The sequence below is a fragment of the Amycolatopsis deserti genome (genome assembly GCF_014653945.1).
Classification (GTDB): domain Bacteria; phylum Actinomycetota; class Actinomycetes; order Mycobacteriales; family Pseudonocardiaceae; genus Amycolatopsis_E; species Amycolatopsis_E deserti.
The window spans coordinates 11,741-25,954 of the sequence record NZ_BNAU01000014.1 but is presented as its reverse complement, the minus strand read 5'-3'; the positions used below and the strand labels follow the sequence as shown (position 1 = coordinate 25,954).

Sequence of the window (14,214 nt, the reverse complement as noted above, 5' to 3'; positions counted from 1 at the left end):
CGGAAGCGAAGAGCGGACCAGCCAGGGTGGTGCCCGGCCCAGCGAGTGTGGGCGTGGTGCCACGTCCACGAGGGAGATGCCGTCGTGACTACGCAGCGTTCGCCCCGTAAGGCCTCCGGCCGCTCATCGAATTCCGCGGAGGGCACCGCAGAACCCCCGAGTCCCGTTCCCGGGCAGCACACCTACGTCCTGGACACCTCGGTTCTGCTGGCCGACCCGTGGGCCATCACGAGATTCGCCGAGCACGCCGTGGTCCTGCCGTTGGTCGTGATCAGTGAACTGGAGGCGAAACGGCATCACCCCGAACTGGGCTGGTTCGCGCGGGAATCCCTGCGCCAGCTCGACGACCTGCGGCTCAAGCACGGCCGCCTGGACGCCCCGATCCCGATCGGCGACTCCGGCGGCACCCTGCACGTCGAGCTGAACCACTCGGACCCGACGGTCCTGCCGCCCGGGTTCCGCACCGACTCCAACGACCACCGGATCCTGGCCTGCGCGCTCAACCTCAAGGTCGAGCGCGACGCGGTCACCCTGGTCACCAAGGACATCCCGCTGCGCGTCAAGGCCGGCGCCGTCGGCCTGCCCGCCGACGAGTACCGCGCGCTCGAGGTCACGCCGTCGGGCTGGACCGGGATGCTCGACGTGGAGGTCCCGCAGGAGGCGGTCGACGCGTTGTTCCGCGACGGCGTCGTGGACCTGGCCGAGTACGGCCTGCCCGAGGTGGGCGAGTCGCCGTGCCACACCGGTCTGCGGCTGGTCGCCGGTTCCGGCAGCTCCAGCGCGCTGGGCCGTCTGACCCCGGCCAAGAAGGTGAAGCTGGTCCGGGGCGACCGCGAGGCGTTCGGCCTGCACGGGCGCTCCGCCGAGCAGCGGATCGCGCTGGACCTGCTGCTCGACCCGGACATCGGCATCGTCTCGCTCGGCGGGCGCGCCGGCACCGGCAAGTCCGCGCTCGCGCTGTGCGCCGGGCTGGAGTCGGTGATGGAGCGCCGCGAGCACCGCAAGGTGGTCGTGTTCCGGCCGGTGTACGCCGTCGGTGGCCAGGACCTGGGCTACCTGCCGGGGTCGGAGTCGGAGAAGATGCAGCCGTGGGCGCAGGCGGTGTTCGACACCCTCGGCGCCCTGGTCAGCCAGGACGTGCTGGACGAGGTGTTCGACCGCGGCATGCTCGAGGTATTGCCGCTGACGCACATCCGCGGCCGGTCGCTGCACGACTCGTTCGTGATCGTGGACGAGGCGCAGTCGCTGGAGCGCAACGTGCTGCTGACCGTGTTGTCACGGCTGGGCACGGCGTCCCGCGTGGTGCTCACGCACGACGTGGCGCAGCGCGACAACCTGCGCGTCGGACGCCACGACGGCGTGTCCGCGGTGATCGAGAAGCTGAAGGGCCACCCGCTCTTCGCGCACGTCACGCTGACCCGCTCGGAGCGGTCGCCGATCGCCGCGCTGGTCACCGAGATGCTGGAGGACCACGGATAGCCGTGGCCGGGGCCGCCTCCGACGGGGAGGCGGCCCCGCTTTTCACCAGCCCGCGGGCAGCGGCCGGCCTTCGGCGAACCCGGCGGCCGACTGGATGCCCAGCACCGCGCGGCGGTGGAAGTCCTCGATGTCCCGCGCGCCGGCGTAGGTGAACGCGGACCGCACACCCGAGCAGATCTCGTCGATCAGGTCCTCGACCCCGGGGCGCTGCGGGTCCAGCAGCATCCGCGACGACGAGATGCCCTCCTCGAACAGGGCCTTGCGTGCCCGCTCGAAGACGTTGTCGGTGCGCGTGCGGGCGCCGACGGCGCGCTTGCTCGCCATGCCGAACGACTCCTTGTACGGCCGGCCGTGCTCGTCGTAGCGCAGGTCGCCGGGGGATTCGTGGGTGCCGGCGAACCACGAGCCGACCATCGCCGCGGACGCGCCCGCGGCCAGCGCCAGCGCCACGTCACGCGGGTGGCGCACGCCGCCGTCGGCCCACACGTGCTTGCCCAGCTCACGGGCGGCCTTCGCGCACTCCAGCACGGCGGAGAACTGCGGGCGGCCGACGCCGGTCATCATCCGCGTGGTGCACATCGCGCCCGGGCCGACGCCGACCTTGACCACGTCGGCACCGGCCTCGATGAGGTCCCGGGTGCCCTCGGCGGTGACGACGTTGCCCGCCACGACCGGCACCGCGGGCGAGACCGAGCGGACGGCCTTCAGCGCGGCGAGCATCTTCTCCTGGTGGCCGTGCGCGGTGTCGACCACGAGCGTGTCGATGCCCGCGGCCAGCAGCGACTCGGCCTTCGCCGCGACGTCGCCGTTGATGCCGACGGCCGCGGCGACCCGCAGTTTCTGGTTGGCGTCCACGGCCGGCGTGTAGATGTCGGCGCGCAGCGCCGCGGTCTGGGTGAGGATCCCGGCGAGCTTGCCGTCGGCGTCCACACCCAGCGCGATCCGCGCGCCCGCGGCGTGCAGGCGCTCGAAGACCTCGCGGGACGGGGTGTCGAGCGGGCAGGTCACGGCCGGTTCGTAGGCGACCTCGGCGACGCGCGCGAAGCGGTCGACGCCCGTGCAGGCGGCCTCGTCGACGATGCCGTGCGGGCGGCCGTGCTCGTCGACCACGACGACGGCGCCGTGCGCGCGCTTGCCGATCAGGTTGAGGGCGTCGGCGACAGCGTCACCGCCGGTGAGGACGAGCGGGGTGTCCCAGGTGGTGTGGCGGCTCTTGATCCAGCCGACGATGTCGGCGACCGCGGCCGGGTCGACGTCCTGGGGCAGGACGACGAGCCCACCGCGCCGGGCGACGGTCTCGGCCATCCGCCGCCCCGCGACGGCGGTCATGTTGGCGACGACGATCGGGATCGTCGCGCCGGTGCCGTCGACGGTGGACAGGTCGACGTCGAAGCGCGATTCCACGGCCGAGCGGTTGGGCACGAGGAAGACGTCGTCGTAAGTGAGGTCGTGAGCGGGCCCGTGGCCATCGAGAAAACGCACGAGTCCCCAGACTACGGCACAATCGGGCGCATGGCCGATCGGGACCGGGACGCCGAGGGCAAGCCGCGGAACGCCCGCCCACGCGACGGGCTGGGGCGGCCGCTGCCGTACGGGTCGCCGGGCGTGGAGCGCCAGCCGGAAGGCGTGGCGCGCACCCCGGGGCAAACGCTTGCGGAGGCGCAGAGCCTGCTGGACGCCGGACGGCCCTTCCACGCGCACGAGGTGTTCGAGGACGCGTGGAAGTCCTCGGACGGCCCGGACCGCGCGTTGTGGAAGGGGCTGGCGCAGCTGGCGGTCGGGATGACGCACGCCGCGCGGGGCAACCGGAAGGGGGCGGCGTCGTTGCTGACGCGCGGCGCCACGGCGATCGAGCCGTACGCGGAGGAGCCCCCGCACGGGATCGACGTGGCGGGGCTGGTGGCGTGGGCCCGAGCGGGCGCGGAGGCCCCGGAAGGCTTGAGCAGCCCGCGGTTGCGGTAGCGCGCCGCTGCCGCGGGTGCCGCCGGCCGGCACGCCGCCGCGGTCGGCGAACACGGCGCCGCGGTCGGTGAACACGGCGCGCCGCGGTCGGCGAACACGCCGTCGCGGTCGGCGAACACGCCGCCGCTGCCAGCAAACACGCCGCCCCGCCGGGCAAACACGGCGCCACTGCCGGCCAACCCCTCCGCCGCGGCCGGCAATCACGCCGCCACTGGCGGCCACCACGCCGCATGCGCTGCCACCGCGGCGACCACCCTGCCATCGGGGCCTGCCGGCTGCCACTGGCCGTGACCACGCCGCCATCGGGCCTGCCCCGCTGCCATCGGGGGCCACCCCGCCGCCATCGGGGGCCACCCCGCGCATCCGCCGTGTTCGCCCTTCCGGGCGCCGTGTTCGCCGTTCCGGCTGGCGTGTCCCGGCGTCAGACGACCTTGCGCGACGCCTCGAGGTTCGCGGCCAGGTTGTTCAGCGTGCGGGCCTGCGCCACGTAGTCCATGGACGAGAACTCCCACGGGAACACCTGCCCGGCCGCGGCCGCGGGCATCCGCGCGAAGGTGGCCTGCTGCAGGAGCGTGTCCTTGTCCATGGCGCGCAGCGAGTACAGCACGACGTCCGTCGGGTACTTGCCGATGTTCTCCCAGCTCACCTGCTCCCAGTAGTACTTCGAGCCGCCCGGGTCGGGGTAGGTCAGGCCCAGCTCGGTGTAGCTGCGCAGCGCCGGGTCGTCGACGGCCTTGCAGATGTAGACGCCATCGCCCGGGTAGGCGGCGATCGCCATCACCGTGAGGCCCTTGGCGGTGGCGGCCTGGAACCGGGTGCGCGCGGTCTCGTAGGCCTGCTTGGCGTCGGCGGGCGGCTCGGTGCCCAGCGCCTTGGCCAGGTCGACGGTCCGGCCGACCACGTTGGTCGCCGAGCCGGCCATCTTCAGCGCGATGATCGGCGCGATCTCGGCGACCGCCTTCTGCTGGGTGACGTCCTTGAACCCGTACAGCGGCTGGGCGGTGTCGATCGTGCCCGCGCTGTCCACCGGGTAGGCGTGGGTGAGGATCAGGTCCGGCTTGGCGGCGGCGAGCGCCTCGATGTCGATCTCGCCGTAGGTGCGGCCGACCTCCTTGACCTGGCTGAGGTCGCGGCCGCGGAAGTTCACGTCGTCGGCCAGGCCGGTGTAGCCGAACGACGCGACAGGGGTGACGCCGTAGTTCCACAGGGACGCGATGGCGTCGTTGAGGCCGGCGATGCGCGTCGGCCGCGCGTCGAGGTCGACCTTCGCGCCCAGGTCGTCGGTGAACGACCAGGCACCGCCGCTCGTCGCCGAGTCCGATCCGCTCGAACCGCACGCGGCGAGGACGCCGGTCGTGGCCACGGCCAGGCTGCCGGTGAGGAAGGTCCGGCGGGTGGTCGTCATGGGGTCACCTTTCTTCGGGGTCAACGTCGTCGGAGGAGGAGCCAGATGAGGTAGGGGGCGCCGATCGCGGCCGTGATCAGGCCGACCGGGACCTCCCAGCCGAACGCGGTGCGGCCGAGCAGGTCGGCGGTCTGGACGAGCAGGGCGCCGCCGAGCGCGGACGCGACCAGCGGCGGGCGGGACCCGCCGGTGAGGCGCAGCATGATCTGCGGGGTCACCATGGCGACGAAGCCGACCGGCCCCGCGGCGGCGACGGCGGCCGCGGTCAGCCCGACGGCCACGCCGATCGTGCCCAGGCGCGCCGCCTGGGTCCGCACGCCCAGCCCGGCGGCCGCGTCGTCGCCGAGCTGGGTCACGGCGAGCGTGCGGGGCAAGGTGAGCGCGGCGGGGATGAGGAGCGCGGCGAGGATCATCAGCGGGACGGCCTGGTCCCAGCTGACGGCGCTGATCGAGCCGACGAGCCAGACCGTGGCCTGGGCGGCGCTGTTGATGCTGGCGAGGATGAGGAGCCAGCTGGTGAGTGCGGTGAGGACGGCGCCGCACCCGATGCCGACGAGGATCAGCCGGAAGCCGTCCACCCCGTGGCGCCAGGAGAAGCCGTAGACCGCTGCGGCGGCGACGAGACCCCCGACGAGCGCGGCCGCGGGCACGCCGATCGTGGTGACGCCGCTGGCCAGGCTGTAGACGCCACCCCCGAAGACGATCACGGCCACCGCGGCGGCGGAGGCGCCGCCGGTGACGCCGAGGATGTCCGGGGTGGCGAGCGGATTGCGGGAGATGGTCTGCGTGAGGGCCCCGGCCATCGCGAGGGACGCGCCGGCCAGGCACCCGGTGACGGCCCGCGGAACGCGCAGGTCGAACAGGATGTGCCGGTCGATCCGGTGCCCGCCGCCAGTGAGCAGCTCGGGAAGCTGCCCGAGCGCGATGGGGTACTCGCCGATGGTCACGCCCACCGCGGTGACCAGCAGAAGCGCCCCTAGTGCGAGGAGGCAGACGGTGAGGGCGCGGGTGTTCCACCGCACGCCGAGGGTGGCGGTCATGCGCGCCCGCCTTCCCGGGAACACCCGGAGGCCCTCGCCGCGAGTGAGGCGCCGATGACTCCGGGACGGTCCTGGACAACCACAACCTGGACTGGGGCAGCCGTCCTACCGGGTGCCGCATTGGCCTGGGTAGCGGTGCGGCCCCGGCGAGTTGTGTCACCAGGCGATGCAGCCAAGGAGCGGGTGCGCGCCATCAAAGCCTCACGAGCCGGGTGCGGCGGGCGATCAGCACGAACGCGCCGCCGCCGAGGATGGCCAGCGTGATGCCCGCCGGGATTTCCGCCGGGCCCGCGATCAGGCGGCCCACGACGTCGGCGAGGAGCAGCAGGACCGCGCCGGCCAGGGCGGAGCACGGGACCAGCCACCGGTGATCGGGGCCGGTCACGGCCCGCACCACGTGCGGGACGATCAGCCCGAGCGCGGCGATCGGCCCGGCGGCGGCCGTCGCGGCGCCGGCCAGCAGCGTCACCGCCGCCAGGCCGACCAACCGGCTCGCCACGACCGACTGACCCAGCCCGCGCGCCGCGTCCTCGCCGAGGGACACCGCGTTCAGCGCCCGCGTGTTGAGCATCGCCAGCACCAGCCCGGCCACCACGAACGGCAGGATCCCGAGGCTGATACTCGCGTCCCGGCCGCTGATCGAGCCCACCACCCACCGGCGGTACACGTCCAGCGTCGGGTTGTCGCTGAGGATCACCAGCGACGTGAACGTCGACAGCAGCGCCATCACGGCCGCGCCGGCGAGCGCCATCGGCACCGGGCTCAGCTGCCGCCCGCTGGACCCGATCGCGAACACCGCCGCCGTCGCGATCAGCGCCCCGGCGAAACCGAACCACACCTGGCCCCCGGGATCGACGATCCCGAACAGTTGCGCGGCCAGTGCCACCGCGAGCGCGGCGCCCGCGTTGATGCCGAGCAGGCCCGGATCGGCCAGCGGGTTGCGCGTGTGCCCCTGCATGAGGACCCCGGCGGCGCCGAGTGCGAGACCGGCGAGCACGCCGAGTGCCGTGCGAGGCAAGCGCACGTCGCGGACGATCGTCGCCGCTTCGCTGCCGTCGTCGTGCAGCAGCACCCGGACGGCGGTGCCCAGGCCCAGGTCGTTGCTGCCCAGCACCAGGCTCAACGCGACCGCGACGGCCAGAGCCACCAGCAGGGACACCAGGAGCAACAGCCGACGAGGCGTCGTCCTGGTCACTGATGGTGACATGAGCGCGTTCACGCTGTGCAACTTAGCTTAGCCGTACCTAACCTCGGAAGTGTGACGTTCGTTCAGGTTCTGGACACGCGGTGTACCGGCACGTGGCTCACGGCGGTCACCCGCCGCTGATGACATGGCCGCATGTGCATGGGTTGCGGAGTTTCCCGACGCGGTTTCCTGCAGGCGGCGTCGGTGGCCGGCGCGGTGACGCTCGCTCCGGTGGCGTTCGCCGAGGCGGCCGAGGGGCAGACCGAGACCAAGGTGCTGACCGGGCGGTTCGAGCCGGGCACGGCGGACTTCGTGTACCTGCCGGTGGAGGTCCCGGCCGGGGTGAGTCAGCTGTCGGTGGTCTACAGCTACGACAAGCCGGCCGTGCCCAGCGGGACGCCCGGCAACTCGTGCGACATCGGCATCTTCGACAACCGCGGCACCGCGCTCGGCGGCGACGGCTTCCGCGGCTGGTCCGGCGGCTTCCGCGACCGCTTCTCGATCAGCCGCACCGAGGCCACCCCCGGCTACCTACCCGGCGACATCACCCCGGGCACGTGGCACGTCGTGCTCGGCCCGTACACCATCGCGCCGCAGGGCCTGAACTACCGCGTCGAGGTGACCCTCGCGCACGGCCCAGCGGGCGCGCCGTACCGCCCGAACTACCCGTCCGAGCGCACCCGCACGCGTGGCCGCCGCTGGTACCGCGGCGACTGCCACCTGCACACGGTCCACTCCGACGGCAGGCGACTGCCGGCCGAGGTGGCCGCGGGTGCGCGTGAGGCCGGGCTCGACTTCATCACCTCGACCGACCACAACACGTCGTCGTCGCACGGCGTGTGGGGCGAGTTCGCCGGGGACGACCTGCTGATCATGCTCGGTGAGGAGGTGACCACCCGCAACGGACACTGGCTCGCGCTCGGCGTGCGGCCCGGCCAGTTCGTCGACTGGCGGTACCGGTCCCGCGACGGCGAGCTGCCCGAGTACCAGCGTGCGGTACACCGTTCCGGTGGCCTCTGCGTCGCCGCGCACCCGTACTGCCCGTGGGTCGGGTGCAACTTCAAGTTCGGCTACGCCGGCTTCGACGCCGTCGAGGTGTGGAACGGCCCATGGACGTGGGACGACGACGCCGCTGTGTCCGAATGGGACAACACCCTGGTGGAATCCGTGCGCAGCAAGGGAAGCTGGCTGCCCGCCATGGGCAACAGCGACGCGCACAACCCCGGCCAGACGATCGGCCTGCCACAGACCGTCGTCCTCGCCGACGCGCTCACCCGGGACGCGATCCTCGATGGGATCAGGGCCGGGCGGAGCTGGATCGCCGAGTCGGCCGGTGTTGACCTGTCACTCGTCGCGACCGGACCGCGCGGTCAGGTCGCCGGCATCGGCGACCGTCTGGCCGTCGCCGCCGGGGACAAGGTGGCGGTGCGGCTGGACGTTTCGGGCGTGCCGAACGGGACCGTGCGCCTGATCACGGACGAGGGTCAGGTGTTCCAGCAGAGTCTCCCCGCTTCGGGGAACGGCAGCGTGACGTGGCTGACCACGCCCGCGGTGTCGGCTTATGTGCGTGCTGAGGTGCGTCACCCCCTTGCTGATGGTTCGGCGGGTTCTCCCGCGTTGTCGGCTGGTCTCAACTTCGGTGCCATGGCCGCGATGACGAACCCGATCTTCCTCGGGTGACCCACCGAGGGTCCGGAACCGCTGCGGCGGCTGCGATCACTCTGGCGGCGAGCCTCCCTTCAACGTCGCGCGGACGGCGTCGATGGTGTCGGCGTCGGCGGGGTCCTTGTCCGGGCGGTAACGCACCACGCGGGCGAAACGCAGTGCCACGCCGCCCGGGTAGCGGGTGCTGACCTGGGCGCCGTCCAGTTCGATCTCGACCACGAGTTCCGGCCGGACGTAGACCGCCCACTTGTCGCGGTGGGACTCGATCTCCTGGAACGTCTTGGTCTGCCACGCGAGCAGCTCGTCGGTGAGTCCCTTGAACGTCTTGCCCACCATGATCGGTGGGCCGCCGTCCGGGTCGCGCGCGCCGAGGTGAAGGTTCGACAGGTACCCCGTGCGACGGCCGTGGCCCCACTCCGCGGCGAGGACGACGAGGTCGAGCGTGTGCACCGGCTTCACCTTCAGCCACGCCCGGCCCCGCCGCCCCGCCGCGTACGGCGAGTCGAGCGCTTTCACCATGACGCCCTCGTGCCCTGCGTCGAGAGCCGCCGCGAGGATCGCGCCCGGATCGGATGGTTCGCTCCGGCCCGGGATGAGGTGCTCGCCGGCCACCCGGCGCAGCGCCTCGTTGCGCTCCCGCAACGGCTTGTCCAGCAGGTCCGTGCCGTCCAGGTGCAGGCAGTCGAAGAAGTACGGTCGCAGCAGCAACGCGCGCACCTGCTCCTCGCGCGTGCTGCCGAACCGGCTCATCGTCTCCTGGAACGGCCGTGGCCTGCCGTCGTCGGTCAGCGCGAGCGTCTCGCCGTCGAGCACCACCGACCGGCACGGCAGTGCTCGCACCAGAGACACCAGCTCGCCCACGTGCTGGGTGATCTCGCGCAGCGTTCGCGTGTAGACGTGCACCTCGTCGCCGTCGCGGTGCACCTGTATCCGCGCTCCGTCCATTTTGTACTCGACGATGGCGGACGGGTGCTCGCGCACCGCCTCGTCGAGCGATTCCGCCGGGGACGCCAGCATCGGCCGCAGCGGACGCCCCAGCTCGAGCCCGAAACCGCCGAGCGCGGCCTCGCCGCCGGTGACCGCGGCCAGCGCGGTGACCGGCAGCCGCCCGGACAGCATGAACGCGCGCCGGACCGCTTCGGCGGGCACGTTCGCCGCCGCCGCGATCGCGTCGAGCATCACACCTTCCAGCGCCCCCTGCCGCAGCTCGCCGGTGAGCAGGCGGAAGAGGAACTGCTGTTCGGCTTCGGTGGCCCGGGTGAACAGCTCGGTCAGCAGGCCGGACCGGCGCCTGGCCGACCCGCTGCCCGAAGCGGCACCCACCTCGCCGAGGGCGGCGTCGACCTCGGCCACTGTCAGATTCGGTTCGTCAGCCGGGCTCGCGCCCAGCTCGGCCAGCGTGCGCCACCCCGTCCCGATCCGGCCCTGGGTGGGCTGACCGGTCAGGAAGGCCACGACGGCGGGCAGTTCCCGCTCGTCCGCGCGGTTGAGCAGGTCTGCCAGCGTCGCGATCTTCGCCTTGCGCGAGCGGGTGGCCGCTAGCGAGGCGGAGGCTGTGACGACGTCGGCGAGGAACATGCGGCCATCATCTCTCGACCCACCGACAATTTCCGGGGACGGCGCAGTACCAGCACCACCGCGACCGAGCAGACCACCAGGCCGAGCAGGCCACGCAGCGTGATCGTGTCACCGAACATGATCCAGGCGAGCACCATCGTCGTCGGCGGTGTGAGGTACAGCAGGGTGGACACGGTCGTCACTGAGCTACGCCGGAGCACCAGCCAGTAGCAGCCGTATCCCCCGAACGTGGAAAACACCACGACCCACCCGATCGCGAACCAGAACTCCGGAACCAGAGGCGGGGTCAGCTGGCCGGTCGCGGCCGCGATGCCGGTGAACAGCACGGTGCTCGTGACGCTCTGCACGGCGAGACCGTCCATCAGGGGCACGTCCGGCGCTGTGCGGCGTTCGAGGAACGTGGCGGCCACCAGGGCCAGCATCGCCAGGAACGGCAACCCGTAGGCCAGTGCCGGCGTGCCCGGGTGCCCCGACAGGTCGCCGCCCACCACCAGCGCGACCCCGGCGAGCCCCGCCACCAGGCCGACCCATCGCCGCACCCCGGCTCGTTCGCCGAGCACGATCTGCCCGAGCACCACCGCGGCGACCGGCTGCAACGCGGCGATCAACGCCGTCGTGCCGGGTGGCACACCGAGATCCGCCGCCGCGTACGTGAAGTAGAGGTACCCGCCCTGGGAGAGCACGCCGAGGCCGGCGTGGACCGCGACGTCGCGCGGCCGCATCGAGCGTCGCCGGACCAGCCACCACGCCCCGAGCAGCAGGCCCACCACGATGAACCGCCAGGCGAGCAGGGTCACCGCGCCGCTGGACCGGGCACCCAGTGTCGCGCCGACGAACCCCGAGCTCCAGAACAGGACGAACCCGGCCCCGGGGATGGCTTTCCGGCCCATGCGGTCTCCTTCGAAGTATACAGATCGGTATAGTCACCGTAGCTATACCGGTCGGTGTACTGTCAAGTCGTGGAGACGGAGAAGCCGCTGACCCCGGCCGCCGAACGGATCCTCGCGGTCGCCGGAAAACTGTTCTACGACAACGGGATCCACGCGGTGGGCGTGGACACGATCGCCGCCGAGGCCGGGGTCACCAAGAAGACCCTGTACGACCGGTTCGGGTCGAAGGCCGAGCTGGTCGCGCTCTACCTGAGCCGCCGGGATGAGCGATGGCGGGAATGGGTGCGCGGGTACGCGGACCCGCGATCGACACCGCAGCGCCGCCTCCTGCGCGTGTTCGACGCCCTCGCCGACTGGATGCGCGTCGAGAACACGCGGGGTTGCGCGTTCGTGAACGCGCACGCCGAGCTGCCCGGGGCCGATCACCCGGCGCTGCAGCCGATCGCGGCGTCCAAGGAGTGGCTGCTGGACTACCTGCGACAGCTCGCGGCCGACGCGGGGGCGCGCAACCCGGCACGGCTGGCGGAGGCGTTGTTGATCCTGATCGAAGGGGCCACGGTGGTGGCTTCGCTGGACGTGGTGCCGACGGCGGTGGCCGCGGCGAAGCGCGTGGCGAAGTTGCTGATCGAGGAGGCGGCCGGGGGCTGAGGCCGCGCGGGGGCGCGGTCGATGGCGGCGGGCTCGGGAGACCGGGGGACGGTGACGCGAGGTGTGGTGCTCGGCGATGCCGAGGGGTGCCGTGCCGGTTGCGTTGCGGGGACTGGCGCGCCGGGGTGCTCGGGTGGGGTGGTGACGTGGGGGTTGGGGGTGGGTGGCCCCGTGCTGGGGCGCTGGTCCGGTGGGGCGTGTGATGCGGAGGGGTGCCGTGCCGGTTGCGTTGCGGGGGTTGGCGCGCCGGAGGGTGCGTTGCGGGGGCTGGCGCGCCGGAGGGGTACGAGACGGGCGTTGCCGGCAGGAGTGCTCGGGTGCGGTGGTGACGTGGGGGTTGCGGATCGGGTCGGTGGCCCCGCGTCGCGGGGCGTCGGCGCCCGCGGGAACCCAGCACATTCTCCGGCCCCAGCGGTAGGGCCCCGGTCACTGGGATGGCTCTTGCCCCGCCGCGCGGGCGAAACGTACCGTGATCGGGCCGTGGTGCTCGGGAAGTCCGGTGTGAAACCGGCGCGGCCCTCGCCACTGTGAACGGGAAGTCCCGGCCCGGGACAGCCACTGGACGCCAGTCCGGGAAGGCGGGCCGCGGATGTCGATCCGAAGCCAGGAGACCGGCCACGGCACCGATGGACCATCCACGAGGTGCTGGAAGGCGGTCTCCATGGGGACTTCACCCACCCTGTCCTGGCGCAGGCAGGACACCTACCGCACGGGCCTGTTGCTGCTGGCGATCGTCGCGTTGCACGCGGTCGCCTTCGGGATCCTCGCGTTGCTCGTCGTGCCCGGGCACTACGCCGTCGGCACGCAGGTGTTCGGCTTCGGGCTCGGGCTCACGGCCTACACGCTCGGCATGCGGCACGCGTTCGACGCCGACCACATCGCCGCGATCGACAACACCACCCGCAAGCTCATGGCCGAGGGCCAGCGACCGGTCTCCGTCGGGTTCTGGTTCGCCCTCGGGCACTCCACCGTGGTCGTCGTGCTGGCGGTGCTCGTCGCGGTCGGCGCGAAAGGCATCCTGAGCTGGACCGAGGACGGTTCGTCCGCGCACCAGGTGCTCGGCGTCATCTCCACCAGCGCGTCGGGCGGGTTCCTGTACCTGATCGGCATCCTCAACCTGGTCGCCCTGATCGGGATCTGGAAGGTGTGGCGCGAGCTGCGCCGCGGCCGCTTCGACGAGGCCGAGCTGGAGGCCCGGCTCGACTCACGCGGGTTCGTCAACCGCTTCCTCGGCCGGCTCACCCGCTCGATCCGCCGCCCCGGCCAGATGTACCTGGTCGGGCTGCTGTTCGGAGTCGGGTTCGACACCGCCACCGAGGTGCTCCTGCTGGCGCTCGCCGGGTCCGGCGCCGCCGCCGGAATGCCCTGGTACGCGATCCTGTGCCTGCCGCTGCTGTTCGCCGCCGGCATGAGCCTGTTCGACACACTCGACGGCACGTTCATGAACTTCGCCTACGACTGGGCCTTCGCCAACCCGGTCCGTAAGATCTACTACAACCTCACGATCACCGGCCTGTCCGTCGCGGTGGCGCTGGTGATCGGCACGATCGAGCTGGTCGGCGTGGCCCGGGACGACCTGGGCTGGTCGGGCACGCTGATCGACTGGATCGCCGACATCGACCTGGACGGCGTCGGCTACATCGTCGTCGGGTTGTTCGTCGTGGTGTGGGCGGCCGCGGTCGCGTACTGGCGGCTCGCCCGCGTCGAGCACCGCTGGGGCTCAGCCGAGTGAGGCCGCCCGCCCGTTCGAGCTGAGCGCGCTGGTCAGGTCCTCGCGGGCGCGGAACACCCGGGACCGGATGGTGCCCACCGCGCAGTCGCACACCTCCGCCGCGTCCGCGTAGGACAGTCCGAGAACCTGCGTGAGCACGAACGCCTCCCGGCGCTCCGGCTCCAGCTCGGCGATCAGCGCGCGCAGCACGACGAGCCGGCCGTGGTCGGGTGTCTGGGCGCCGCCGGCCTCGGCCGCGGCCACCCAGTCCTCGACCTGGCCGGCCTGCGGGCGGCGGCGGTTGGTGCGCAGGTGGTCGGCCGCGACGCGCTTGGCGATCGACAGCAGCCACATCCGGGCGGGCGAGCGGCCGGCGAACGACGGCAGCGCGGCGAAGGCCCGCAGGTAGGTCTCCTGCACCAGGTCCTCGGCCACCCCGGGGTTGGACAGGTAGGTCAGCAGCCGGTACAGCTGTCGCTGGGTCGCGGACACGAAACGCTCGGCGGCCGCCCGATCGCCGCGCGCCGCCAGGAAGGCGTGCCGGGTGATCTCGTCGTCGTCCACTTCGCGTTCCTCCCAGTGCGGGTCCTGACCGATGACCTTATGGCCTCTGCGACATCCGGCGTCAAGGAAACATCACAGTTATGTGA

General features: G+C 72.3%; 12 protein-coding genes and 1 riboswitch. Of the genes, 5 read left to right on the top strand and 7 right to left on the bottom strand.

Translation table 11 applies throughout. From position 1 onward, the window contains the following. Window positions 1-84: 84 nt before the first annotated feature. Window positions 85-1,479 carry an RNA 5'-3' helicase PhoH2 gene (gene phoH2, locus IE290_RS36790; RefSeq protein WP_191249389.1) on the top strand — a complete coding sequence of 465 codons (1,395 nt, stop codon included), beginning with the start codon at window positions 85-87 and terminating at the stop codon, window positions 1,477-1,479. A 42-nt stretch (window positions 1,480-1,521) separates the two neighbouring features. On the opposite strand, the gene guaB1 is transcribed toward phoH2, so the two are convergent. Beyond that, window positions 1,522-2,961, bottom strand: coding sequence for a GMP reductase (guaB1, locus tag IE290_RS36785; RefSeq protein ID WP_191249388.1), 1,440 nt, complete (start codon window positions 2,959-2,961; stop codon window positions 1,522-1,524). 30 nt (window positions 2,962-2,991) lie between these two features. Between guaB1 and IE290_RS36780 the strand changes: the two genes are divergently transcribed. Beyond that, complete coding sequence (locus IE290_RS36780) at window positions 2,992-3,441, top strand: DUF309 domain-containing protein (protein ID WP_191249387.1); 450 nt, start codon at window positions 2,992-2,994, stop codon at window positions 3,439-3,441. A 421-nt stretch (window positions 3,442-3,862) separates the two neighbouring features. Here IE290_RS36780 and IE290_RS36775 read toward each other — a convergent pair whose 3' ends face one another. From IE290_RS36775 to IE290_RS36765, 3 genes are all read right to left on the bottom strand, one after another. Continuing rightward, window positions 3,863-4,846, bottom strand: coding sequence for an ABC transporter substrate-binding protein (locus tag IE290_RS36775; protein ID WP_191249386.1), 984 nt, complete (start codon window positions 4,844-4,846; stop codon window positions 3,863-3,865). A gap of 20 nt (window positions 4,847-4,866) precedes the next feature. After that, window positions 4,867-5,886, bottom strand: a complete 1,020-nt coding sequence (locus IE290_RS36770; RefSeq protein ID WP_191249385.1) for a FecCD family ABC transporter permease — start codon at window positions 5,884-5,886, stop codon at window positions 4,867-4,869. A gap of 193 nt (window positions 5,887-6,079) precedes the next feature. Further along, window positions 6,080-7,105 (bottom strand): FecCD family ABC transporter permease, encoded by a 1,026-nt coding sequence (locus IE290_RS36765; protein WP_191249384.1) that lies wholly within the window; start codon window positions 7,103-7,105, stop codon window positions 6,080-6,082. Window positions 7,106-7,225: 120 nt separating this feature from the next. On the opposite strand from IE290_RS36765, the gene IE290_RS36760 reads away from it, so the two are divergent. Then, complete coding sequence (locus tag IE290_RS36760; RefSeq protein ID WP_229874932.1) at window positions 7,226-8,752, top strand: CehA/McbA family metallohydrolase; 1,527 nt, start codon at window positions 7,226-7,228, stop codon at window positions 8,750-8,752. A 36-nt stretch (window positions 8,753-8,788) separates the two neighbouring features. Here IE290_RS36760 and IE290_RS36755 read toward each other — a convergent pair whose 3' ends face one another. Together IE290_RS36755 and IE290_RS36750 are read right to left on the bottom strand one after the other, a co-directional pair. Continuing rightward, complete coding sequence (locus tag IE290_RS36755; protein ID WP_191249383.1) at window positions 8,789-10,315, bottom strand: ATP-dependent DNA ligase; 1,527 nt, start codon at window positions 10,313-10,315, stop codon at window positions 8,789-8,791. Continuing rightward, window positions 10,276-11,205, bottom strand: coding sequence for a DMT family transporter (locus tag IE290_RS36750; RefSeq protein ID WP_191249382.1), 930 nt, complete (start codon window positions 11,203-11,205; stop codon window positions 10,276-10,278). Before IE290_RS36750 ends, IE290_RS36755 begins: the two co-directional genes overlap by 40 nt. A gap of 69 nt (window positions 11,206-11,274) precedes the next feature. On the opposite strand from IE290_RS36750, the gene IE290_RS36745 reads away from it, so the two are divergent. Further along, window positions 11,275-11,853: a TetR/AcrR family transcriptional regulator gene (locus tag IE290_RS36745; protein WP_191249381.1), complete on the top strand. Its 579-nt coding sequence runs from the start codon at window positions 11,275-11,277 to the stop codon at window positions 11,851-11,853. A 464-nt stretch (window positions 11,854-12,317) separates the two neighbouring features. Then, a riboswitch (cobalamin riboswitch) is annotated at window positions 12,318-12,488 on the top strand. 44 nt (window positions 12,489-12,532) lie between these two features. Continuing rightward, window positions 12,533-13,585: a Nickel transporter NicT gene (gene nicT, locus IE290_RS36740; RefSeq protein WP_191249414.1), complete on the top strand. Its 1,053-nt coding sequence runs from the start codon at window positions 12,533-12,535 to the stop codon at window positions 13,583-13,585. Here the strand turns inward: nicT and IE290_RS36735 are convergent. Beyond that, window positions 13,574-14,128, bottom strand: a complete 555-nt coding sequence (locus tag IE290_RS36735; RefSeq protein WP_191249380.1) for a sigma-70 family RNA polymerase sigma factor — start codon at window positions 14,126-14,128, stop codon at window positions 13,574-13,576. The genes nicT and IE290_RS36735 overlap by 12 nt on opposite strands. Between the last annotated feature and the right edge of the window lie 86 nt (window positions 14,129-14,214).

Coding starts and splice junctions, on each gene's coding strand:
- IE290_RS36755 (WP_191249383.1), bottom strand. CDS start 10,315: ATGTTCCTCGCCGACGTCGTCACAGCCTCCGCCTCGCTAGCGGCCACC.
- IE290_RS36770 (WP_191249385.1), bottom strand. CDS start 5,886: ATGACCGCCACCCTCGGCGTGCGGTGGAACACCCGCGCCCTCACCGTC.
- IE290_RS36775 (WP_191249386.1), bottom strand. CDS start 4,846: ATGACGACCACCCGCCGGACCTTCCTCACCGGCAGCCTGGCCGTGGCC.
- IE290_RS36760 (WP_229874932.1), top strand. CDS start 7,226: ATGTGCATGGGTTGCGGAGTTTCCCGACGCGGTTTCCTGCAGGCGGCG.
- IE290_RS36750 (WP_191249382.1), bottom strand. CDS start 11,205: ATGGGCCGGAAAGCCATCCCCGGGGCCGGGTTCGTCCTGTTCTGGAGC.
- IE290_RS36780 (WP_191249387.1), top strand. CDS start 2,992: ATGGCCGATCGGGACCGGGACGCCGAGGGCAAGCCGCGGAACGCCCGC.